Origin of the sequence: Microbispora sp. H10830 (assembly GCF_014161375.1) — a bacterium.
Taxonomy (GTDB): Bacteria; Actinomycetota; Actinomycetes; order Streptosporangiales; family Streptosporangiaceae; genus Microbispora; species Microbispora catharanthi.
Window position 1 is genome coordinate 171,413 of record NZ_JABBWX010000002.1, and the last position, 22,638, is coordinate 194,050.

17 protein-coding genes are annotated in these 22,638 nt (G+C 69.1%); 12 read left to right on the top strand and 5 right to left on the bottom strand.

Translation table 11 applies throughout. From position 1 onward, the window contains the following. The first annotated feature begins 61 nt into the window (after window positions 1–61). From HHX35_RS05580 to HHX35_RS05600, 5 genes are all read left to right on the top strand, one after another. A complete protein-coding gene (locus HHX35_RS05580; RefSeq protein WP_041952853.1) occupies window positions 62–1,081 on the top strand; it encodes a beta-ketoacyl-ACP synthase III in 1,020 nt (339 codons plus the stop codon). A gap of 126 nt (window positions 1,082–1,207) precedes the next feature. Beyond that, window positions 1,208–2,209: an NAD(P)-dependent oxidoreductase gene (locus tag HHX35_RS05585; RefSeq protein WP_052400084.1), complete on the top strand. Its 1,002-nt coding sequence runs from the start codon at window positions 1,208–1,210 to the stop codon at window positions 2,207–2,209. Window positions 2,210–2,299: 90 nt separating this feature from the next. Then, window positions 2,300–3,616, top strand: a complete 1,317-nt coding sequence (gene rfbH, locus HHX35_RS05590) for a lipopolysaccharide biosynthesis protein RfbH (RefSeq protein WP_225898220.1) — start codon at window positions 2,300–2,302, stop codon at window positions 3,614–3,616. A 47-nt stretch (window positions 3,617–3,663) separates the two neighbouring features. Next, window positions 3,664–5,097: an NDP-hexose 2,3-dehydratase family protein gene (locus HHX35_RS05595; protein ID WP_231532199.1), complete on the top strand. Its 1,434-nt coding sequence runs from the start codon at window positions 3,664–3,666 to the stop codon at window positions 5,095–5,097. 7 nt (window positions 5,098–5,104) lie between these two features. Next, complete coding sequence (locus tag HHX35_RS05600) at window positions 5,105–6,655, top strand: FAD-dependent oxidoreductase (protein WP_041952851.1); 1,551 nt, start codon at window positions 5,105–5,107, stop codon at window positions 6,653–6,655. Between the two features lie 64 nt (window positions 6,656–6,719). Here HHX35_RS05600 and HHX35_RS05605 read toward each other — a convergent pair whose 3' ends face one another. The 3 genes from HHX35_RS05605 to HHX35_RS42505 form a co-directional block, all read right to left on the bottom strand. Further along, entirely contained in the window at window positions 6,720–7,280 is a 561-nt protein-coding gene (locus HHX35_RS05605; protein WP_041952850.1) for a YceI family protein, read from the bottom strand. Beyond that, window positions 7,277–8,818: an MFS transporter gene (locus HHX35_RS05610; RefSeq protein WP_052400083.1), complete on the bottom strand. Its 1,542-nt coding sequence runs from the start codon at window positions 8,816–8,818 to the stop codon at window positions 7,277–7,279. The genes HHX35_RS05605 and HHX35_RS05610 overlap by 4 nt, the downstream gene beginning before the upstream one ends. Before the next feature lie 159 nt (window positions 8,819–8,977). Beyond that, a complete protein-coding gene (locus HHX35_RS42505; RefSeq protein ID WP_220505077.1) occupies window positions 8,978–10,261 on the bottom strand; it encodes a DUF6365 family protein in 1,284 nt (427 codons plus the stop codon). A 126-nt stretch (window positions 10,262–10,387) separates the two neighbouring features. Between HHX35_RS42505 and HHX35_RS05620 the strand changes: the two genes are divergently transcribed. Both HHX35_RS05620 and HHX35_RS05625 read left to right on the top strand, forming a co-directional pair. Continuing rightward, a complete protein-coding gene (locus tag HHX35_RS05620; RefSeq protein WP_182897874.1) occupies window positions 10,388–11,365 on the top strand; it encodes an acyltransferase domain-containing protein in 978 nt (325 codons plus the stop codon). Between the two features lie 57 nt (window positions 11,366–11,422). Next, entirely contained in the window at window positions 11,423–12,703 is a 1,281-nt protein-coding gene (locus tag HHX35_RS05625; RefSeq protein WP_182897875.1) for a DUF6365 family protein, read from the top strand. A 51-nt stretch (window positions 12,704–12,754) separates the two neighbouring features. Here HHX35_RS05625 and HHX35_RS05630 read toward each other — a convergent pair whose 3' ends face one another. Beyond that, window positions 12,755–14,644 carry a KedN5 family methylcobalamin-dependent radical SAM C-methyltransferase gene (locus HHX35_RS05630; RefSeq protein ID WP_182897876.1) on the bottom strand — a complete coding sequence of 630 codons (1,890 nt, stop codon included), beginning with the start codon at window positions 14,642–14,644 and terminating at the stop codon, window positions 12,755–12,757. A 37-nt stretch (window positions 14,645–14,681) separates the two neighbouring features. Then, window positions 14,682–16,322 carry an FAD-dependent monooxygenase gene (locus HHX35_RS05635; protein ID WP_182897877.1) on the bottom strand — a complete coding sequence of 547 codons (1,641 nt, stop codon included), beginning with the start codon at window positions 16,320–16,322 and terminating at the stop codon, window positions 14,682–14,684. Window positions 16,323–16,483: 161 nt separating this feature from the next. Between HHX35_RS05635 and HHX35_RS05640 the strand changes: the two genes are divergently transcribed. The 5 genes from HHX35_RS05640 to HHX35_RS05660 all read left to right on the top strand — a co-directional run bounded on the left by HHX35_RS05640 (window position 16,484) and on the right by HHX35_RS05660 (window position 22,366). Next, window positions 16,484–17,581, top strand: a complete 1,098-nt coding sequence (locus HHX35_RS05640) for a methyltransferase (protein WP_052400082.1) — start codon at window positions 16,484–16,486, stop codon at window positions 17,579–17,581. A gap of 44 nt (window positions 17,582–17,625) precedes the next feature. Then, window positions 17,626–19,284, top strand: a complete 1,659-nt coding sequence (locus tag HHX35_RS05645) for an FAD-dependent monooxygenase (protein WP_041952845.1) — start codon at window positions 17,626–17,628, stop codon at window positions 19,282–19,284. A gap of 13 nt (window positions 19,285–19,297) precedes the next feature. Next, window positions 19,298–19,684 (top strand): PPOX class F420-dependent oxidoreductase, encoded by a 387-nt coding sequence (locus HHX35_RS05650; RefSeq protein ID WP_041952844.1) that lies wholly within the window; start codon window positions 19,298–19,300, stop codon window positions 19,682–19,684. Window positions 19,685–19,719: 35 nt separating this feature from the next. Next, entirely contained in the window at window positions 19,720–20,781 is a 1,062-nt protein-coding gene (locus HHX35_RS05655) for a methyltransferase (protein ID WP_041952843.1), read from the top strand. Between the two features lie 124 nt (window positions 20,782–20,905). Beyond that, window positions 20,906–22,366 carry an acyl-CoA carboxylase subunit beta gene (locus tag HHX35_RS05660; protein ID WP_041952842.1) on the top strand — a complete coding sequence of 487 codons (1,461 nt, stop codon included), beginning with the start codon at window positions 20,906–20,908 and terminating at the stop codon, window positions 22,364–22,366. The last annotated feature ends 272 nt before the right edge of the window (window positions 22,367–22,638 follow it).

Here is a 22,638-nt window from a genome sequence, read left to right on the forward strand (position 1 = left end):
CGGCCGGTTTCGAGTCGTGCCGGAGACCGTGAGCGGGACATCCAGTGAGGAAGGAGATGCCGTGGCCGACCTGCGCACGACAACGCCTACGCACAGCCGGATCCTCGGCGTCGGTACGTACCGGCCCCGCCGCGTTGTGTCCAATGAGGAGGTGTGCGGCCGGATCGACTCGACCGAGGAGTGGATCGAGACCCGCTCCGGCATTCGCACCCGCCGGTTCGCCGACGCCGACGAAACCCTGTGCGACATGGCCGTGCTGGCGGGGCAGGAGGCGCTCAAGCACGCCGGCATCACCGCCGACGAGATCGATTGCGTCGTCCTGGCCAGCATGTCCAATCTGGTGCAGACCCCGCCCGCCGCCGTCGTCGTCGCGCACGAGCTGGGCGCGGCCAATGCCGCGGGCTTCGACATCTCGGCCGCTTGCGCGGGTTTCTGCCACGCCCTCGCCGTGGGAAGCGACCTGGTGAGGGCCGGCAGTGCGAGGCACGTGCTGGTGATCGCCGCGGAACGGATGACCGACATCGTCGACCCCACCGACCGCACCATCGCGTTCATGTTCGCCGACGGCGCCGGCGCTGTCGTGGTCGGGCCGTCCGGCGAGCCCGGCATCGGCCCTGTCGTGCGGTGGGCCGACGGCTCGGCCCGCCACGCGTTGCGGATGAACACGACCTGGGGCGAGTTCAGGGACGATCCCTCTCTGGAATGGCCCGCCATGAAGATGGACGGGCGCAGGGTGTTCCGATGGGTCGTGGAGCACGCCGTACCCGCCGCGCGGCACGCACTGGACCGGGCCGGGATCGGCGTCGGCGACCTGACGGCGTTCATCCCCCACCAGGCGAACCTGCGGATGATCGAAGTCATGGCCGACCTGCTCGGCCTGCCCGCGCACGTGGCGGTGGCCACCGACGTGGTGACGGCGGGGAACACGTCGGCGGCCTCCATCCCGTCGGCCATGGACAGGTTGCTGCGCGAGGAGAAGGCGCCGCCGGGCGGCCCCGCCCTGCTGATCGGGTTCGGCGCCGGCTTGAACTACGCGGGTCAGGTCGTGCTGCTGCCCGAGGTGAGGAAGACCGATGCCTGACCCGTCGTTCATCGGCCGCACGTGAACCACGCACCCGATGCGCCGCCCGGCGTGCCACCTGGCCGTCGGAGCTCGTTCGAGTTGGCTTCCAACATGGCTCGACCACCGCTCCCTAGCGTCGTGAGGGTGCACGACAAGACCGAGGTGAGAGCATCCGACCAGCGGCGCGTGCTGGTCCTGGGCGGCACCGGTTTCATCGGGACGTACGTCTGCGCCGCCTTCGCCGAAGCGGGGTACGACGTGCTCGCCGTCGCGCGCAAAGCGGCGCCCGGCGTGGTGCCCGGCGTCCGGTTCGCCACGCTCGACGCCGCCGACGGCGCGGCGGTCACCGGCCTGTTACGCGTCGAGCGTCCCGACCTCGTGGTGAACGCGGCGGGCGCGGTGTGGGATCACGACGAACGCAAGGTCCTGTTCTCGAACGTGACCCTGGTCCGGCGACTGGTCGCCGCGCTGGCCGCGCATCCACGGCCGATCAGCCTGGTCCACCTGGGGTCGTCCACCGAGTACGGTCCGCAACCGCGTGGCGTTCCGCTGCGGGAGGACACTCCGGCCCGGCCGGTGAGCCAGTACGCCCGGGGCAAGCTGAAGGCCACGGAGGTCGTGCTCCGCGCGTTCGAGGAGAGCGGCCTCGGTGGTTCGGTCCTGCGCCTGTGCCAGGTCATCGGCCCGGGGCAGCCCGCGCAGAGCCTGCTCGGCCAGGTGGCCGACGCGCTGGCCACACGCGACGGCCGCGGTGTGGAGCTGACCCTGGGTTCGCTCCGCGACGAGCGGGATGTCGTGGATGTTCGAGATGTGGCCGGTGCGGTCCTCGCCGCGGCCGAGATGGCGCCGGCCCCGCGCCGGGTGGTCAACATCGGGCGGGGAACGGCGGTGAGCGTCCGGGATCTGGTCGAGCGGCTGATCGCCATCGCGGGCGTGCCGGCCACGGTCCACGAACTCGAACACTCGCGTGCCACCCGGTCCGCCGGGATCGCATGGGAGCAGACGGATGTCACGGCCGCGCGGGAGATCCTCGGCTGGACGCCGCGGTGGCCGGTCGACGAGACGCTGGGAGATCTCTGGCGGACCGCGGGAACGCGGCCTTCGAGCGGGCATCGAGGGGCCTTCCAACCGTTGCCGCAACACTGAAGTCCGGTACGGCAGGGACGGCAGGGAGGTGTGTCATCTTCCGCGTACGCCGGACCCGCGCCACGAAAGTGGGAGTGGGAGACAGTCACGATGACGAGCCCGATGGCGAGCGACACCAGGACGCTGATCCTCGAGCAGGTCCGCAAATACCATCAGCAGATCGGCACCAAGCCGTTCGTGCCAGGAGAGACACCGATCACCCCGACCGGAGCGGACCTCGACGAGGACGACCGGGTCGCGCTGGTGAAGGCGGCGCTGGACATGCGGATCGCGGCAGGCGCCTACTCACGGCGGTTCGAGCTGGCGCTGGCCAAGACGGTCGGCCTGCGCAAGGCCCACTTCGTCAACTCCGGTTCGTCGGCCAACCTGGTCGCGCTGACCGCGTTGACGTCGCCGCTGCTGGGCCGCCGGCGGCTGCTGCCGGGCGACGAGGTGATCACTGTCGCGGCGGGTTTCCCGACCACGGTCAACCCGATCGTGCAGAACCGGCTCATCCCGGTGTTCGTCGACATCGAGCTCAGCACGTACAACACGACCCTCGAGCGGGTCGCCGAGGCCATCGGCCCGAAGACCAAGGCGATCATGATCGCGCACGCGCTGGGCAATCCGTTCCCGGTGGCCGAGATCGCGGAACTGGCCAAGGAGAAGGGGCTGTGGCTCGTCGAGGACAACTGTGACGCGCTCGGCTCGACCTACGGCGGCCGGTTGACCGGGACGTTCGGCGACCTCGCGACGCAGAGCTTCTATCCGGCGCACCACATCACCACCGGCGAGGGCGGCAGTGTCCTGACCGACAACCTGCAGCTGGCCAGGATCGTGGAGTCGGTCAGGGACTGGGGGCGCGACTGCTGGTGCGAGCCGGGTGAGGACGACAAGTGCGCTCGCCGCTTCAAGTGGACGCTCGGCACGCTGCCGCCCGGCTACGACCACAAGTACATCTTCTCCCACGTCGGCTACAACATGAAGGCGACCGACCTGCAGGCCGCGCTCGGCGAGACCCAGCTGCGCCGGCTGCCGGAGTTCGGGGCCGCCCGGCGTCGCAACTGGCGGCGAATGCGTGACGGCCTGCTCGGCGTCGAGGGCCTGCGGCTGCCCGAGCCCACTCCGGGCAGCGATCCGAGCTGGTTCGGCTTCGTGCTGACCGTCGAGGAGGGCGCGCCGTTCGAACGCAGGGACATCGTGGCCGTACTCGAACGGGCCGGGATCGGCACCCGCCAGCTGTTCGCCGGCAATCTGACCCGCCACCCGGCCTACCGCAACGAGACCTACCGGGTCGCCGGCGATCTGACCAACAGCGACATCGTCACCGAACGTACCTTCTGGATCGGCGTCCACCCCGTGATCACCGCCGAAATGATCGATTACATGACCTCAACCATCCGTGAGTTCGTCGCGGGCTGCGCCTGACGTGCGAGCCGACCTGTCCAGCGGACAGACCTAGTCAGGAGGTGCACGTGGTGCAAGTGCCGGCCAACGCCTTGCTCCGGCGCGAGAACCGGGAGCACGACTACCGCTTCACCGAGTCAGGGTCCACGAGCGACAACCGGCTGATGCCGACGGACCAGTTCCACGAGTGGTTCGCCGAGCGAGCCCGCGCCGGTGTGCTGGAGGTGCGCCGAGTGCCGTTCGCCGAGTTGGACGGATGGGACTTCGATCCGGACACGGGCAACCTGGGGCACGTCAGTGGGCGGTTCTTCACCGTCGAAGGCCTGGAGGTGCAGACCGACTACGGTCCCGTTCCGCGGTGGACGCAGCCGATCATCAACCAGCCCGAGATCGGAATTCTCGGGATCCTGGTCAAGCAGATCGACGGCGTGCTGCACTGCCTCATGCAGGCGAAGATGGAGCCGGGCAATCTTCCGCTGCTGCAGTTGTCGCCGACCGTCCAGGCCACCCACAGCAACTACACCAGGGTCCACAGGGGCGGCAACGTGCCCTACCTGGAGCATTTCGTCGGCGACCGGCGTGGCCGTGTGCTGGTGGACGTGCTGCAATCCGAGCAGGGCGCCTGGTTCCACCACAAGCGCAACCGCAACATCGTCGTGGAGACCACCCAGGACGTTCCGCTGCACCCGGATTTCTGCTGGCTCACCCTGGGCCAGCTGCAGGAGCTGCTCCAGCTGGACAACGTGGTCAACATGGACGCGCGGACGGTCCTGTCGTGCATCCCCTTCGGCACGCCCGGCGGCGCCGGCACCGACTCCGGGTTCCGGTCGGCGTTGGTGCGGTCGCTGGCGCGGGACGAAGGAACGCTCCACTCGATGGGAGAGATCCTCAGCTGGGTCACCGAGACCAAGACCCGCTACCGGCTGGCCGTACGGCGCATCCCGCTGAACGACGTCACCGGGTGGCAGCGCGGCGACGACACGATCGCGCACACCGAAGGAAAGCACTTCGAGACGATCGCGGTGTCGGTCGAGGGGAACACGCGTGAGGTCGCGAACTGGACGCAGCCGCTGTTCGCGCCACGCGATCAGGGGGTGATCGCCTTCCTCACCAAGCGCATCGAGGGCGTGCTGCACGTGCTGGTGCACGCCCGGATCGAGCCCGGCTATCTCGACATGGTCGAGCTCGCGCCCACCGTGCAGTGCACCCCGTCGAACTACGACGGGCTGCCGGCCGGCAGCCGACCGGCATTCCTGGACGAGGTGCTGACGGCGCCGCCGGAGAGGATCCGTTACGACGCCGTTCAGTCCGAGGAAGGCGGCCGCTTCTACCGGGCGCGAAACCGTTACATGGTCGTCGAGGTCGACGGTGACTTCCCGCTGGCCGCGTCCGAGGATCACCGCTGGCTCACCGTCAGCCAGCTGACCGACCTGTTGCAGCACAGCCGCTATCTCAACGTGCAGGCACGCACCCTGACCGCCTGCCTTCATGGTCTGTGGTGAAACGCCGATGACCGAGGTTCTTGTCGTCGGCGCGGGCCCCGCCGGTTTGACGATGGCGCATGAGCTCGCTCGCCGCGGCGTCCGGGTCCGGGTGGTGGACGCCAAAAAGGCTCCCGCGGAGACGAGCCGGGCGATCGCGACCCATCCGCGCACCCTGGAGATCTACGAGCAGATGGGAGTCGCCGGCCGGATGGTCGGGCGGGGAGAACGCGTGCAGGCGTTCACCTTGTTCCAGAACGGGCGGAGGCTGACTCGGCTGGAAGCCGACTATGACGAGATGCCGACCCGGTTCCCGTTCACCCTCTGCATCGACCAGGTGCTCACCGAGGAGGTGCTCAGGGACGCGGTGCGCGCTCAGGGCGTCGAGATCGAGTGGGGTGTCCGGCTGGAGGACTTCGAGCAGGACGAGCACCGGGTGCGTGCGGCGCTGGGGCACGACTCCGGTGCGTCCGAGGCCGTCGCCGTGGACTACCTCGTCGGTTGCGACGGCGGGCACAGCACGGTCCGCAAGAAGCTCGGGCTGGAGCTGATCGGGGAGTCCGCGGAGACCTGGTTGATCGCGGACGCGACGATCGACGTGGACGTGCCGAGAAACAGCATCTACTGGGTCCGCAACCGCGGCCTCACCATGATGATGGCGCCGATGAGCGGCGAGCGCCGGTGGCGGCTGCTGGACACGGTGAACGTCGAGCACGGCACCGACCCGGCGACCGTCGCCGAGCGCTTCAGCCGCGAGCTGAGCGCGGGGCTGGGGCGACGGGTGCGTGTGGACGAGCCGACCTGGACCTCGGTGTTCACGTTCCAGCAGCGGATGGTCCCGAGAATGCGGGTCGGCCGCTGCTTCGTCGCCGGCGATGCCGCCCACGTGCACAGTCCCGCCTCGGGCCAAGGAATGAACACGGGCATCCAGGAGGCGTACAACCTCGCCTGGAAACTGGCGATGGCGCTGCGCGGGCGTGCCGAGGACAGGCTGCTGGACACGTACGCCGCCGAGCGCGTCCCGGTCGGTGCGGCATTGCTCAAGTCGACCAAGAAGGCCACATTCCTGGTGCAGCTGAAGAACTCCGTCGCGGGCTGGCTGTTGCCGATCGTGTTCACCGTGGTCCGTACGGTGCCGCCGGTGCGCAAGAAGCTGCAACGGGAGATCCTGGGCGGGATCTCCGGGCTCAACCTGACCTACGCCGGCAGCCCGCTCACCGTCGCCGGCCCGGACAGGGACGGCGGCCCCCGGCCCGGTGAGCGGATCACCAAGCTGCCCGCGGATGTCACGTCCGGCCCGGAGTGGCCGCAGATGCAGGCGGACCTCGCCGCTGCCCGATGGCTGCTGCTCGCCGGGCCGGACTCCGCCGATCTCGCCGACGAGCTGTCGGCGAAGGCGGGGGAATGGCTGACGGTTCGCGTCCTGCGGCCTGACAGCAGGCTCGGCCGTCATCTCGGCATCGCCGCGGGCGGCTGGGTGCTGGTCCGTCCCGACGGTTACGTGTGCGCGGCCGGTGCGGAGCTGACCGCCGGCCGGCTCTCCGCCGCGCTGACCTCGGTGGGCGTCGCGGCCCCGTAGCGAGAAGTAACGAGAACAAGCCCTTGTGGAGTTGTCCACAAGGGCTTGTTCCACCTGTGCTCTCTTACTGTGCCGTGGCCTCCAGCTCGATGGTCAGGGTCACCTCGCGTCCGACGAACAGCTCGCCGCTGTCGAGGGGCATGTCGGTGACCATCCCGAAGTCGTGCCGGTCGATGACCGTCTCCGCGCTGAATCCCGCTTTCGTGTTGCCCCACGGATCCACCCGGACCCCGTTGAACCGCAGGTCGAAGCGGACCTCCCGGGTCGTGCCATGCATGGTCAGCTCGCCGGTCAGCACCGCGGTGGAGGGGCCGGCCGGTTCCAGCCTCGTCGAGCGGAACGTGGCGGTCGGGTATTTCTCCACGTCGAGGAAGGTCGCCGACCGGATGTGCTCGTCGCGTTTGGGGTTGCGGGTGTAGACCGACGCGGTGTCGACCTCGACCTCGATCGACGAGGCCGTCAGTTCCGGCGCGACGTCGATCGTGCCGCTGACCGCGCCGAACGAGCCGCGGACCGCCGCGATCATCATGTGCCGCACCGAGAACGACACCTCTGAGTGGGCGACGTCGATCGTCCAGAGGCCGGCGGTGAGGCCGGGTGCCGACAGGGTTTCCGTGGTGGTCATTGCTGGGTTCCTTCCGCTGGCTGAGACGCGAGGTCCGGCTTGGGAGGACCGCCGGGACGGCGAATCGTCACCGGACGCATGAACAGGGCGGACAGGCCGGCGAGGACGGCGCCGGCGAACCCGACCGTGGCCACGGTCATGGTGAGCGCGTCGCTCATCCCGGCCAGTGGGCCGGCCGTGGTCGACTGGAGCAGTGCCGAGAACATGGTCTGCCCGATCGCCAGGCCGAGGGTGTGGCCGACGGTCTTGGTGAGCATCAGGGTGGACGTGGCGGTGCCGATGTCGGTCGGCGGCACCGAGTTCTGCGCGAGCAGGCCGACGCCGGCCATGGACGGCCCGATGCCCACCCCGATGAACGTCAGGTAGAGCACGACCAGGACGAGCGGCGTTTCCGCACTGACCGTGAACGACAGCGCCGAGCCGACGCCGAGCAACGCGGCCGCCGCGACGAGAACCGGCTTCGCCCAGGTGGGGCGCCACATCATCGGGACGCTGTACCGGTTGCTCAGCACCATGCCCAGGAGCAGGGGGAACAGCAGCAGCGCCGACACGGTCGCCGAGATGTTCCGCACCTGCTGGAAGTAGAGCGGCATGAACAGCACGGCGGGGAACATCGCCATGGAGAAGAAGCCGCTGGCCCCGAGCACGGCCGAGAACGTCCGGTTGTGGAAGAGCTCAAGCGGCAGGAGGGGAACCCGCGTGCGCCGCTCGACCAGTACGAAGACCCCGATCAGCACCACCCCGAGGACCAGGCACCCGGCCACCGGCGGGCTGAGCCAGTCGTACATGACCTGTCCGTCGGCCGTCCTGCCCTTCTGGGTCAACCCGAAAAGGATCAGCGACAGGCCGCTCATGAACAACAGGGCGCCGCGCACGTCCGCCTTCCCCGACGGGACGTCGGCGGCGCGGAAGCGCGGCATCAGCAGCGCGACGACCGCGATGATCGGCGGCACCAGCAGCAGGTTGATGAAGAACACCGAGCGCCAGCCGGCGAAGTCGGTCAGCAGACCACCGACGTACGGCCCGCCCATCAGGCTGACCGCGATCATCGTGCCCATCGCCGACTGCAGCTTGCCGATCGCCTCCATCGGGAACGCCTCACGGGCGAACGCCATGGCCACAGGGAGCAGGCCGCCGGCCCCGACGCCTTGCAGCGTCCGGAAGACGATCAGGAAGGGGAGCGACTGGGCGAGCCCGCAGAGGACCGATCCGAGGAGGAAGAGTCCCAGCGAGATCAGCAGGGCCGGCCGGCGGCCATGGAGGTCGGAATATCTGCCGTACAACGGCGCGGTCACCGTGGACGTCAGCAGATATCCGGTTACGGTCCAGGTGTAGAGCGTCTGGTCGCCGTTGAGCTGTTCAACGATCTTGGGGAGCGCCGTACCGATGATCGTCGCGTCGAGCAGGCTCAGGAACGCGGCGGCGAACGTGCAGATGAGCACGATCCGCTGGGCCCGCGGGTCCATCCGCCCGAACACGTCGCGTATGGTCGGCCGCTCGCTGCCGGTGGAGGCGGCGGGGTTGCCGAATTCCGCCACAGTGTGCTCCTTCCTGTGCTGGGAATGGAATGACCGGTGAGGACGTGCGCTGCCGGGCCGAGCGGGATACCCGGCTGCGAGGTGGCGTCCCTGAACTGCTTCACGTGCGTGGCACGGCCGGCGTCGCCATCCCAAGATACGGAGTGAGCACTTACTCCGTCAATGGCCGGAGAGCGCGGCGGTGGCGCGCTGGACGGCGGCGAGCACCACGTCCGCGGTGTCCGGCAGGGCGTTCACCGCCCGCAGATAGTCCGCCCGGGCCGACGCGTGCCGATCGCGGATCTCGGGGTCGTACAGCGCCCCTTCCATGGCGGCGACGGTACCGGTCTCGTCCAGGATCTCCGCCGTGATCAGCGCGTCCGTGTACGGGTTGTCGGTGAACATCGGCTCCTGGACGAAGTAGGCGCCCTTCGGCCACAGGCGGAACGGGTCGATGGGCGCCGCTCGGCCCAGCCAGTCGCGCACCGTGCCGGTCAGCTTCACCTCGGCGTCGACAAGCGCCACGTCCGCGTCGTTGTGCACCCGGAACCGGTTCTGCACGACCATCGCGGTGCGGTTCATCAGGACCGAACGGGCACTGGTCGCGCTCGTCGGGCTGAACACGATGGTCAGGTCCGACGTGCCGAGCAGTGTGGTGAACCGCTCGATCGAGCAGGGCGGGATGACGTGCAGACGCTCGGCGGGCAGGCCGAGCAGGGCGGGCGGCGGCTCGCCGATCACCAGGAAGTGGGTGCTGGCGGGCAGCCGGCCGAGATAGTGGACCAGCAACTCGGGGACGCGCTCGGCCAGTCTGGCGCTCATCTCACCGGACATCCGGCCGCCGGGCTGCTGCCACGACGAGACCGGGATCAGCACCAGCCGGTCGTCGCGGCGCAGGCCGAACTCGTTGAACACTCCCGCCCTGGCCAGGTCGGTCACGGGTGGCTCCGGTGCGACGACCCGGTAGGGACAGCCGCTGCCGCCCGCTCCCGCGTCCAGGTGGGCGGTCGGGACGGGGCGCAGGTGGGCCGGCCAGTCCAGGATCTTCTTGCTGACCGGTACGGGATCGCGGCCGACCAGGTCGATCTCGAAGGTGGTGTTCTCCCATTCGCCCAGATCGATCGGCAGGATCGGCAGGCCGTACTCCTCGATGAACCACGGGTCGAGCCGCAGGTGGAACTCCACGCTGCGGGAGTACGAGCCGTAGTCCGACAGCACGATCGCATCCGGTTCCACGGTTTTCACCAGGTCGTCGATGAACGCCCGGGCGGCAGGTCCCTTCGGACAGGTCGCGTAGTCCACCACGGTGTGCTCGAAGCCGAAGTGCCGTACGGCGGAGGCGGTGACCGGCGGCACCACGAAATGGTTGTCCATGCCCGCCCGGCGCAGCTGTTCGGCCAGTGACAGGCCGATGAACGTCTCGCCGAACGCGGCCGCGGAGAGGCTGAAGTACAGCAATCTCATGGGAACTCCCGTCGTGTCGCTGCTACCGGCTGCCGAGACTGCCGACGCCTGCTCGAGGCGGGTTCGAACCGTCCTCGATCATCGGTGCTTACTCAGTCGGTCAGGCACGCACTGAGGAGGTTCGCGATGACGGCGCCCAAACCGGTGGCCCTGCTGTTGCCGGGACAAGGCTCGCAGCAGGCGTTGATGGCAGCCGGCCTGTACGGCCACGAGGAGGTGTTCACCGAGGCGATGGACGAGGTGTTCGCGGCCTTCGAAGACCAGGGCCCGCGGTTGCGGGACGACTGGCTTGCCGCACGTCCTCAGGTGTCCATCGATCACATGACCCGGTCCCAGCCGTTGCTGTTCGCGGTCGACTACGCCCTCGGCCGGCTGGCGGGGAGCTGGGAGCGCCCCGCGGCGCTGCTGGGACACAGCATCGGCGAGATGGCGGCGGCGGTCCTGGGCGGTGTCTTCGACCTGGCCGACGCCGTGCGGCTGCTGCGGGAGAGGGTGCGCAGCCTGTCAGGGGCGGTGCCCGGCGGGATGCTGGTGGTCGCGGCCTCGGTGCGGGAGGTGGAGCCGTTCCTGCGCTCCGACGTGGTGGTCGGAGCGATCAACGCGCCTCGCCAGACCGTGCTCGCGGGCGCCGAGGCGCCCCTGCTCGCGGTGGAGGAGGCGTTGCGCGACAACGCGTTCACCTGCCGCCGCGTGCCCGCGACCTGCCCGTTCCACAGTCCGCTGCTGGCGTTCTCGGTCGCCGGGGCGGAGCGCGCCTTCGCGGCGGTGCCGGCCCGGCCGCCGAGCATCCCCGTCTACTCCGGCTACACCGCCGCGGTGCTGACCGCGGAGCAGGTGGCCGCCCCGGCCTTCTGGGCGAGTCATCCGGTCGCTCCGGTGCTGTTCCGGCCCGCGCTGGACGCGCTGCTGGCGAGCGGGGACTTCCTGCTCGTGGAGGCCGGGCCGGGGCAGGGCCTGGCCAGCCTGGCCCGGCGTCACCCAGCGGTGCGGCCGGGCGGCAGCGAGGTCGTGGCCATGTCGCCGGCGCGGGCCGGCGACCCGCGGGCCGACCGGGACGTGGTGCGGGCGGCCATGCGTCGCATCCGGGCGACCACCCGGGCTTGAGCGGGTCTCGAGGCGCGCTCGCCATCGTCGACGGAGAGTCCACCAAGGGGAGTTCGGATGAAACTGTTGCACTTCAGCCTGCCGGTGCTGGGTGGGTACGGCGAGACCTTCGTCGGCCTGTCCCTCGCCGACCAACTGGCCGACGGCGGGGTCCAGAACCACTTCGTCACCACGCAAGCCGTGGAGCCGCTGTTTCGCGCGGGCAGGTATCCGTTCCACATCATCGACGGCGACGCCCGGCCGGTCGAGCGGTTCGTCGACGAGGTGATCAAGGATGTCCGCCCGGACGCCATAGTGCTGGCCGACTACACCAACTTCTGGGGCCACATGGTCCGCAGCGGCGTGGACGACCCATGGTTCATCGAGAAGCACGGCGTTCCGTTGCTCCCCATCGACATGTGGGAATGGGAGAACACCGTCTTCGCCTACGACTTCTGCGGCCGGGGCTGGGGGCGGGAGTACGACAGGCACATCCTGGACATGGACGTCCATCTCCGGCCGGTTCCGATCGCGCACCTGGACCCGGGGCCGTCCGGCCGCGGCTACCCCTACCGGATCGTCGCCCCCGAACCAGGCCGCGACGAGCGCACCAGGGCCAAGGTGTTCGCCGAGCTCGGCCTGTCGCCGAACGACCGGTTGGTGCTGATTCCGGTGTCGAGCTGGCAGCAGCCCAAGGAGGTCACCCGGCAGACCACGGACATGATGGTCCGCCTGGGCGAGCGGGTGCCCGAGCTGCTCGCCCACTATCTGCGCCAGCTGCCCGACAGCACCCACGTCGTGGTGGTCGGTCCCATGCTGGAGCCCTTCACAACCCTGCCCGCGGAGCGGCTGCACGTGCTCGCGCCCACCACACCCGACCGCTATCACGCGCTGCTCAGCTCCGCGGACCTGCTGCTGTCGCTGAGCATGAACGCGGTGACGCTCGCTCGCGCCGTGCTGATGGGCACGCCGGGCATGCTGCTCACCAACCGGTTCACGTTGACCGACGAGCAGAGCGTCGCCGGCATGGAACAGGAGCTCGGCGGTCTGTCGGACACCGTGCGCTCGTGGCTGGGCGAGGTCGTGCCGATCGATCCGTTCCGGCACTGGCCGAAGGGGCTGTATCACTTCGTCGAGCCGCTGGTGCAGGGCAACGAGTACCTGACGGCGATGGCCCACGAGCAGCTGTTCGATGAGAAGGCCGTGGTGGAAGGGATGCGGGGCATCCTGTACGAACCCGCGGTTCGTGAGCGGTTGGCCGAAGCGCAGTCGCGTTACGTCCGGTTGGTCGACGACCTGCCGCCCACTCACGAGGTGATCCGGGCCGCGGCCGGCAAACTCGGCATCAAGAACGCCTGACCCGAATGCGAGACCCGTGGGCCACCGGTGGCCGCCCACGGGTCTCGCCGTTCAGACCGTGGCGGGCTGAGGGACGCGCCTCGGCTGAGCCATGTAGTGCGCCGCCGTCTCGTGGTTGTCCAGGTGGTCGTGGAAACCGCGACGAGCGGTGAACGCGAACGCCGTCGGCCGCTCCGTGGGGCCGGACGTCACGGTTTCCGCCCAGTTCGCGAGGGCCTGCTCCACGTCGTACGGCAGGCACACGGTTTCGCTCTCGTACCCGTCGTCACCGGCGAGACGCCAGCCGGCCGGTGGATCCTCGCCCGGCACCACGTACACCGGGCGGGACCAGCGCTCGTACTCGTAGAGGGCTTCGGCGAACCGCCGCCACCGGGGCGGGAACCGCGGCACCATCACCTCCCGCCACCACCGGTGTACGACCGCCTCCAGTTCGGGCCGGCCGTACAGGGAACGCAGGGCGCCGGCGATGGCCGGTGACTCGGCGAGGACGGGAACGGCGTTGAGCAACGCGATCGCCGAGGGGTGGTCGGACTCTTCGAAATACTGCTTGAGGCTGCTGATCACCTGCGACTGCGTCAGCCCGGCCAGCTCCCGGGCCGCCTGCCAGACGTACCGCAGGTACTGGTTCTCGCCCAGTATCCGGGCCCAGAAGATGAACCGCTGCATCTCCAGGTTCTCGGTGAGAGTGAAACTGCGGTTGGCGAGCACGTACTCGAAGTCGTCGTCCTCACCGCGGATGGTCACGAACCCGTGCACTTCCCTGTGCTCGCTGTAGGACGTGTTGGGCAGCAACAACATCGGGTAGACCGCGATGCGCGACAGTTTGGCGGCCAGTCTGTCGTAGCCGGCGAGGAACGACGCGGGCGTCTCGCCCGGAGCGCCCCAGATCAGCTCGGCGTAGCAGTCCAGTCCTTCCTCGTTGAGCCAGTCGACCAGGCTCTCCCACTGGTTGACCTTCATGTTCTTGCGCAGCATGCCGGTCAGCGCCTCATCGGAGAGAGTCTGCAGGGCCAGCGTGAACGAACTCTGGAAACCGTGTCGCTGCAGCTCCTTGACGATCTTGTAGAACCGGGCCGACTTGTTCTTGGCCCAGCTGGTCTCCAGCGCGCGCGGGTAGCCGTGCCGCTCCCTGGTCTTGATCAGCATTTCGACGAACTGCTCGTCGGACTCCAGCAGCCCGAAATTGGAGTCGCACAGCACGATCGACGGAGCCTGGTGGAAGCCGAACACGTCGAGCTCCTCGGCCAGTCGTTCGGCGGAGAACGATCGCATCTTCTGCCCGACCGCGCCGCCCCAGTAGCAGAACGAGCACTTGTACGGGCAGCCTCGGTTGGTCTCCATCAACGCCACGTCATAACGGAAGTTCCCGGCCGAGTCGGTCATCGGGATGGCCCCCGTGAGGAAAGGCGAGGGGATGGTGTCCAGGTCGGAGATCCGCTCCCGCTCCGGCGTGGTGTGCGCCGAGCCGTCCGGGCGGCGGAAGGAGCAGCCGGCCACGCCGACCGGGTCCAGGTCGCCGCGGCGGCCGAGCAGGTATGCCACCAGCTCGCGGAAGGTGTGCTCGCCCTCGCCGTTGACCACGATGTCGACGTGCGGGAACTCGCGGAACACCCGCTCGGACTGGTACGCGACGTGGTTGCCGCCGAAGATCACGGTCCCGTGCGGGTTGAGCTGCTTGAACATCTCGGCCAGTGCGCCGAAGTTGCGGTAGTTCCAGCCGAGCACGGAGAACGCCAGCACGTCGGGAGTCTCGTCGAGGAACAACCGGCGGGCCATCTGCGTCAGCGTCCGGCCGCCCCGGAAGTTGCGGATCCGCACGGTCGCCTCCGCCGACAGATCCGGATCGGCGTCGACCACCGCCTTGAGGTACCCCGCGGCGAGCGGCATCGAGTCGAGCGGCATGTCCCATGCGCCCTGCTGAACGAGGCTGATGTTCACCATCGACCGCCTTTCCTGTCCTGGAGTCTGTGGGGAACGGTCAGGCGGTCCGGTGCAGGAGGGCGTCGAGGATCCCGGTGAGCTGCTCGCGCGGCTCGGGGTGGGCTCCCGTGGCACGCCAGGCGACGAAGTTGTCCGGCCGGACCAGCAGCGCGCCCTCCTCGCCGATGCCGGCGACGGTGGCGAACCGGCTGCCGGGGTCGTCGATCTCGGCGCCCGGCCCGATGCGGTAGACGCCCAACGGCAGGCCGGTGTGCTCGGCGACGGCCTGCCCGGCCTGCTGCCAGCCGGTGGCGTTCGGACCGGTCAGCAGCGCGAAGCCGGTGCCGGCCAGGTCCAGGGTGGAGACCTTCTCCCCCTTGCGCTCGACCCACACGTGCGGCACCCGGCTGCCGGGCGAGCCGTCCAGGTTCTGCTCGACGTCCTCAAGGGAGGGCAGCTCCTCGCGGGCATCGATCACGGCGCCCTCGGTGTACTGGTAGCCCGAACTGGTGACGAGCGGATCGGCGATGCGCAGCATGTTGCGCTCCTGCTCGGCCTCCGGACGGGGATCCCAGTGCAGGGCCATGTACCGCAACCGCAGCACGGCCTGGTCCCTGGTGAACTCCGCGATCGGCAGCCGCTCCTGGGAGTAGGTGTCCAGCAGCCCCGGCCCGGCGTGGCCGCGCAGCACCATGGCCAGCTTCCAGCTCAGGTTGTAGGCGTCGGCGATGCCCGTGCTCATGCCGAAACCACCGATGGGCGGGATGACATGAATGGCGTCTCCGGCCAGGAAGACGCGGCCGTCCCTCACCGCGTCGGCCACTCCGGCCGAGATCCGCCACGGCAGCATGGCCAGGATCTTCACCGGCAGGTCGGGCAGCCCGATCGCGCCCTTGATCAGCTCAAGGCAGCGCTCCTCCGGATAATCCGCCACGGACTCCTTGGTCTCGTCGTAGCTGCGGTGGAACACCCAGCGGTCCCTGTTGTTGATCGACAGCAGCAGTCCCTCGTAGTCCGGGTGCCTGATCTCGCAGAAGTTGAACTCGTTGCCCCGGACGAGATCGCCGAGGTCCGCGTCGAACAGGATGTGGATCATCGGGTTGCCGAGCCGATCCTCGATCTCCATGGGGATGCCCAGCAGCTCCCGCACCCGGCTGGAGGAGCCGTCGGCGCCGACCAGATAGTCGGCGCGTACGGTGTAGCGCTCGTCGGTCGCCCGGTTGAGCAGCGTCGCGGTCACCCCGGACTCGTCCTGGGTCATCGACACCAGTTCCGTGGAGAACCGGACGTCCACTCCCCGCTCGGCGGCGGCGGCCAGCAGCACCCGGTCGATCTGGTCCTGCGCACAGGGGTTGACGTCCGTGGGACTTATCCGCCGGGTCGCCGCGACCACGTCCTCCGGCGGAGTCGGGATCCGCTCCACTTTCGACAGGTCGTCGCCCGCGAGCGTCGTCACGCTGAACTTGGTCAGGCTGCTGGCCAGCACCGCGCTGGCCTCGCGCATCTGGGCGTCGAGACCGGTGCTGCGGAAGAACTCCCGGGCCGGCGGGTGCAGCCCGGTCGCCCGCGGGTGGATCAGCGTTCCGTCCCGGCGTTCCACGAGCATCGGACGTAGTCCGTGCTGGGCAAGGGCGACGGCGGTGGACAATCCGACGGTGCTGCCGCCGGTGATCAGAACGGGAACGTGCTCGACCGGCATGAGTGAACCCACTTCCTCGCTTGTGGACGTCGCGGAGAGTTGTGCTGGGTCAGGTCACTGTGGTGGCGCCGCCTTGACCTGCGATCCATCCCGGCTCGAAGGGCTCGCCCCAGCGGCGGATCGAGCGGGCTTCGAGAGGCGGTCCACCGAGGATGGCGACAGTGCCTGTCGACGACCCGACGTGGAAGGACGTGTTCATGGCGCTGGCAGAGTTGACCGGCACGAGCGATTCACCGACTACCGCCGTCAAGTTGTTCCAGTCGATCACGGCGCACCATGTGTCCAGCGCGGTGCACGTGGCCGCCAGACTCGGCCTGGCCGACCTGGTCGCCGCCGGGCCGGTCGGCTTCGAGCAGCTCGCGACCGCCACCAAGACCGACGCGTTCGCGCTGCGCAGACTGCTTCGGCTGCTGGTCAGCTCGGGCGTGTTCACCGAGCCTGAGCCGGGCCTGTACGGGCTGACCCGGGTGGGCGAACACCTGCGGACCGACCGCCCCGACTCGCTGCACTCGTTCGCGCTGATGATGGCGAACCCGCGCAACCAGCAGCGCTGGGGCGAACTCGCGGACTGCGTGCGCACCGGCGCGTCCCGGGTGCCCGAGGAGCACAAGGGTGATCCGTTCAAGCAGATGCCGCCGCACATCCTCGAACTGCTGGGCAAGACGATGACCTTCTTCGTCTCGCACACCGCTCAGGCCGTGGTGCAGGCCTACGACTTCGGTCGATTCGGCACCCTGGTCGAGCTCGGCGCGGGCGAGGGCATCCTGATCTCGGCCATCCTGGCCGCCAACCCCGGCCTGCGCGGGATCATGTTCGACCTGCCGTACATGGCGGAGAACGCCAGGAAGCGGATGGCGGGCAACCCCGTCGCCGACCGATGCGAGATCGTCGGCGGGGACTTCTTCGACGCGGTGCCGGCCGGCGGTGACGCGTACCTGCTCAACAACGTGATCCACGACTGGGACGACGAGCGCAGCGTCGAGATCATGACCAACTGCTACAACCAGCTCAAGCCCGGCGGCAGGCTGCTGGTGGTCGAGACGCAGTATCCCGAGAGGTTCGACGACTCGATCGCGTCCAGGATCGCCGCCCGCAGCGACGTCAACATGATGGTCAACGCCAACGCCAAGGAGCGGTCGGCCGCCGAGTTCCAGGCGCTGGTGTCGGCGGCCGGATTCCGGCCCGGACGGATCATCGAGATCAGGCCCGCCTGGACCGGCGTGCGCTCCAGCATGATCGTCGAGGCCGTCCGCCCCTGACCCGGCCCCCTCCTAGCTGTCCTCCTCACCAGAAAGGCCTTGTCATGGCGTACGAACACGTTCCGGTGCTGATCGTGGGCGGGGGCACCGTCGGATTGTCGACGGCTGTCGCGCTGGCCCGCCACGGGGTTCGATCACTGGTGGTCGAGCGCCGCGCCACCACGTCCATCCATCCGCGGGCCACCGGTGTGCAGCCGCCGGCGCGTGAGTTCTTCCGCGCCATGGGGCTGGAGGAGCGGATGCGCGAGGCCAGCGCCGACCTGGCGCCGAGCATGAGCAAGGTCAACCTGTCGCCGTCCCTGGCCGACAGCGACCTGGCCGCGGCACCGCGGTTTCCCACGCCTCCGCTGGACGTGCTGGAGGTGACCAAACGGATCAGCCCGACCGACATCGGCCCATGCTCACAGGACCAGATCGACCGCATGCTCGTGGCCGCGGCGGCGGACCGCGGGGTGGAGGTCCAGTTCTCCACCGAGCTGGAGTCGCTGACGCAGGACGACTCCGGAGTCACCGTGACGCTGTTGAACAACGAGACCGGCGAGCGCCGCGACGTGCGGGCCGGCTACGTCGTCGGCGCGGACGGCGCGTCCAGCCGCACCCGGCGTTCGCTGGGGCTCACCATGAGCGGCTTGGACAAGCTCGGCGAGCCGATGATCAACATGATGTTCCGCGCGGACCTGAGCGATCTGGTCGCCGGCAACGAGTTCGCGTTCGCCGAGATCCGCACAGGGGAGATCGAGGGCATCCTCCTGACGATCAACAACAAGGACCGCTGGGTCTTCCACTTCACCTACGACGCGGACAAGGAGTCGCTGGAGGACTACCCGCCGGAGCGCTGCGCGGAGATCGTGCGCAAGGTCGTCGGCAGGCCGGACCTCGAGGTGGAGGTCCTGGCCCGGCTCGCGTGGCAGATGTCGGCACGCGTGGTCGACAAGCTACGGGTCGGCAGGGTCCTGATGGCCGGCGACGCCGCGCACACCATTCCACCCGTCGGCGCCTTCGGCATGAGCACCGGCATCGGCGACGCCTACAACCTGAGCTGGAAGCTGGCCATGGTGATCAACGGCGAGGCCGGGCCGGGGCTGCTGGACACCTACGACCAGGAGCGCCTGCCGATCGCGCAGTTCACCTGCGAGCAGGCCAGGCTGCGCTTCCGGTTCATGGAGTTGCACTGGGACAACAGCCCTGAGGGCGAGGCGGAGAAGGCGAAGCTGCGGATCGCCGACCCGCTGGTCACCGGCTTCGGTTTCCAGTACACGCGGGGCGCCGTGATCGATGCCCGCGAGGAGCTGCCCTCCCTTGAGGACGTCGAGCAGAACCTGGACGGCTCGCCCGGCAGCAGGTTGCCGCACGTGTGGGTCGAGCGCAAGGGGGAGAAGGTCTCCACCCTGGACCTGGCCGGTGCCGGTTTCGCCCTGCTCCTGGGGCCGAACGCGGCCGGGTGGCGGCAGGCCGCGGACAGGCTGAACAGCGAGCTGCCCGTGACGGTGTACCGGCTGGGGCCCGACGGCGACGTCAAGGACGCCGACGACAAGGTGATCGAGCAGATCGGCATCACCGCCGAAGGTGCGGTGCTCGTCCGGCCGGACAATTTCGTCGCCTGGCGCAGCACAGGAGCGCAGCAGGACGCGGGCGAGCGGCTCGCCGGCGTTCTCAACGGTCTGCTGGACCGCTCCGACGCCGGTGCCGCGGCATCGGCGTGAAAGGAGAAGTGAAGTGTTCACAGAAAACGAGCTCGCCTTCCTCGGGGCGCAGCGGCTGTGCCGGCTGGCCACCGTGAACGCGAGCGGCGCGCCACACGTCGTCCCCGTGGGGTTCGACTACAACGCCGACCTGGGCACGATCGACATCCACGGCTACGCCGAGGTGATGCGGCGCAGCAGGAAGTTCCGGGACGTGCAGGAGACGGGGCAGGCGGCGCTGGTGGTCGACGAATTGGAGTCGGTCGACCCGTGGCGGCCGCGCGGCATCGAGATCAGGGGCAAGGCCGAGGCCATCGGCGCCGACTCCGACACCCCGCTGATCCGGGTCACCCCGCACCGGCTGGTGGCGTGGGGGATCGACGGTGACCGGTTCGGGCCGATGAACGCGAGAGACGTGTGACCGTCGGCGAGGACTTCCACAGCAGAGGAGTACGCATGGTCGAGATAGAGGTCGCGGGCGGAACCGATGCGCCGACGTCGGCGGTCGAGCTGTTCCAGCTGATCACGGGCCACCACGAGTCGAGCGCGGTGCACGTGGCCGCACAGCTGAAGATCGCGGATCTGCTGGCCGACGGCCCGCGGCCGGTGGACGAACTCGCGGCCGCGTCGGCGACGGACGCGGCGTCGTTGCTCAGATTCCTGCGGCTGCTGGTCAGCTCGGGGGTGCTGGAGGAGCCCCGGTCCGGGGTGTTCGGATTGACCGATGTCGGTTATCACCTGCGCAGCGATGTGCGGGATTCGCTCTACGCCGTGGCGATGACGCTGGCCAGCCCGGAACATCTGGAGCGCTGGGCAGGTCTGGCCGACGTGCTGCAGACCGGCAAGACGGCCCTGTTCGAGAAGGGGTCGGCGGTGTTCTCCGAACCGCCGCCCGAGGTCATCGCCCTGCTGAGCCAGTCGATGACCTTCTTCTCCACCTACACGGTCGGCTCGGTGGTCGACGCCTACGACTTCAGCGGATGTTCCACCGTGGTCGACGTGGGCGGCGGCCTGGGTTCGCTGCTCGCCGCGGTGGTGGCGGCCAACCCCGGGCTGCGGGGGATTCTCCTCGACCAGCCGTTCCTGCTGGAGGCGGCGAGGTCGCACCTGGCCACGACGGAGGGCGGCAAGGACATCGAGATCGTCGCGGGTGACTTCTTCGAGTCGGTGCCCGCCGGCGGCGACCTCTACATCCTCAAGAGCGTCGTCCACGACTGGGACGACGAGCGCAGCGTGCAGATCCTGGCCAACTGCCACAGAGCGATGAAGCCGGGTGGCCGGCTCCTGCTCGTCGAGACCGTGTGCCCGGAGCGGTTCGACGACTCGGTGGCGTCGAAGATCGCTGCTCGCAGTGACGTGATGATGTTGCTGAGCAGCCCCGGCGGCAGGGAGCGGACCGAGGCGGATTTCCAGAAGCTGCTGGAGCGTGCCGGGTTCGAGCTGTCCAGACTCATCCCGGTGCGTCCCGCGTGGACCGGCGTGCAGTCGACCACGATCATCGAGGCGGTCCGCCGCTGACCTGTCGCCTTTCGCGGCGGTGCCGTACCGGCCCGGCTTCCGCGAGCCGGTCCGGCATCCGCCGTGCGCTGGAAACCCCGTTCTCCTTGCTTTCGATCGGACGGATGACCACAGGAGCCCGCGTATGACGACGACAATCCCGCGATCGGAAACCGGCAGCGAGAACACCCGGGACCCGCGTGTCCGTGTAAGGAAACTGCTCGACCAGGATTCCGTGGAGGAGTTACGGCCGGCCGACGACAGCGGCGCCTACGCTGTCCGCGGGCAGATCACGGGCCTGCCGGTGGTCGTTTACTGCAGCGACGCCACGACGATGGGCGGCGCGATGGGCACGGCGGGCTGCGACCACATCGTCGCGGCGATCGACACCGCCGTGCGGGAACGGTGCCCGGTGATCGGCCTGTGGCACTCCGGCGGCGCCAGGCTCGGCGAGGGGGTGCAGGCGCTCGACGGAGTCGGCAGGGTCTTCGCGGCCATGGTCCGGGCGTCGGGCAAGGTGCCGCAGATCTCGGTGGTGCTGGGCCCCGCCGCGGGCGGCGCCGCCTATGGCCCCGCGCTGACCGACATCGTCGTCATGGCGCCCGAGGCGCGGGTCTTCGTGACCGGTCCTGACGTCGTACGCAGCGTGACCGGGCAGGCGGTGGACATGGTCACGCTCGGCGGCCCCGAGCTGCACGGCAAGGACTCGGGCGTGATGCACGTCGCCGCCGACGACGAGGCGGACGCCTATCTCAGGACACGCCGGCTGACCGGGCTGCTGGCCGGCGCCGGTGACATCGATCTCGACCTGCTCCCCGAGCACGGCCCCGACCTGCGCGCACTGCTTCCTGACGAGGCCAGACGCGCCTACGACATACGTTCGATCGTCCACGAGCTGCTCGACCCGACGATCTCCCCGGACGCCGAGCTGCGCAGCAGCTTCGAGGAACTTCAGCCCAGATGGGGGCCGAGCATGGTGGTCGGGCTCGGTCGGTTGGCCGGCGGCACGGTGGGGGTGGTGGCCAACAATCCACTCCGGCTCGCCGGTTGTCTCGACTCGGTCAGTGCGGAGAAGGCCGCACGCTTCATCCGAATGTGTGATTCCTTTGGCATTCCACTCGTGGTTCTCGTCGACGTGCCCGGATATCTGCCCGGGCTCGGACAGGAACGCGGCGGTGTGGTGCGGAGGGGCGCGAAGCTGCTGCACGCGTTCGCCGAAGCCACCGTGCCACGGGTCACCCTGGTGCTACGCAAGGCGTACGGCGGCGCGTACGTCGCGATGAACTCGCGGGCTCTCGGCGCCACCGCCGTGTTCGCCTGGCCGCAGGCAGAGGTCGCCGTCATGTCCGCTCAGGCCGCGGTCGGGATCCTGCATCGCCGGCGGCTCGCCGCCGCCGCCGAGGACGAGCGGGAGGCCTTGCACGATCGGCTGGCGGCGGAACACGCGCGTGCCGTCGGGGGCGTGGACCGGGCGGTGGCGATCGGCGTGGTGGACGAGGTGATCGACCCGGCGTCGACCCAGCGCCGGCTCGCCGCCGCGCTGGCAGCCGCGATCGCCACACGCGGCGGCAATTCGACAGGACGACACGGAAACATTCCGCTGTGAATGAACATCGGCGGGAATCGATATATCAAGGCTACTTCGATGAATTATCAACCAATTCGGAGGGAACGCATTGGTGATCACAGGCGCGAACGGCCGTTGTGATCGACACTATGTGTGACTGGAGCTAACCAGAAGTGGTCAAGACGGGCCTCGACCGACTGTTGACACGAGAAGAGCGGGCGATCGATGCCGGGCCGTTGCCGCAGGTGGCGCCTGTGCCCTCCTTTCGGTCCGGCCGGGATTGCGTGCAACGGTGGTTTTGACCCCGGGTG

What these genes read in the sequence shown, in the direction of transcription:
- rfbH (WP_225898220.1), top strand. Translation starts at nt 2,300, where the DNA reads ATGACGAGCCCGATGGCGAGCGACACCAGGACGCTGATCCTCGAGCAG.
- HHX35_RS05600 (WP_041952851.1), top strand. Translation starts at nt 5,105, where the DNA reads ATGACCGAGGTTCTTGTCGTCGGCGCGGGCCCCGCCGGTTTGACGATG.
- HHX35_RS05605 (WP_041952850.1), bottom strand. Translation starts at nt 7,280, where the DNA reads ATGACCACCACGGAAACCCTGTCGGCACCCGGCCTCACCGCCGGCCTC.
- HHX35_RS42505 (WP_220505077.1), bottom strand. Translation starts at nt 10,261, where the DNA reads ATGAGATTGCTGTACTTCAGCCTCTCCGCGGCCGCGTTCGGCGAGACG.
- HHX35_RS05620 (WP_182897874.1), top strand. Translation starts at nt 10,388, where the DNA reads ATGACGGCGCCCAAACCGGTGGCCCTGCTGTTGCCGGGACAAGGCTCG.
- HHX35_RS05625 (WP_182897875.1), top strand. Translation starts at nt 11,423, where the DNA reads ATGAAACTGTTGCACTTCAGCCTGCCGGTGCTGGGTGGGTACGGCGAG.
- HHX35_RS05630 (WP_182897876.1), bottom strand. Translation starts at nt 14,644, where the DNA reads ATGGTGAACATCAGCCTCGTTCAGCAGGGCGCATGGGACATGCCGCTC.
- HHX35_RS05635 (WP_182897877.1), bottom strand. Translation starts at nt 16,322, where the DNA reads ATGCCGGTCGAGCACGTTCCCGTTCTGATCACCGGCGGCAGCACCGTC.
- HHX35_RS05645 (WP_041952845.1), top strand. Translation starts at nt 17,626, where the DNA reads ATGGCGTACGAACACGTTCCGGTGCTGATCGTGGGCGGGGGCACCGTC.
- HHX35_RS05655 (WP_041952843.1), top strand. Translation starts at nt 19,720, where the DNA reads ATGGTCGAGATAGAGGTCGCGGGCGGAACCGATGCGCCGACGTCGGCG.
- HHX35_RS05660 (WP_041952842.1), top strand. Translation starts at nt 20,906, where the DNA reads ATGACGACGACAATCCCGCGATCGGAAACCGGCAGCGAGAACACCCGG.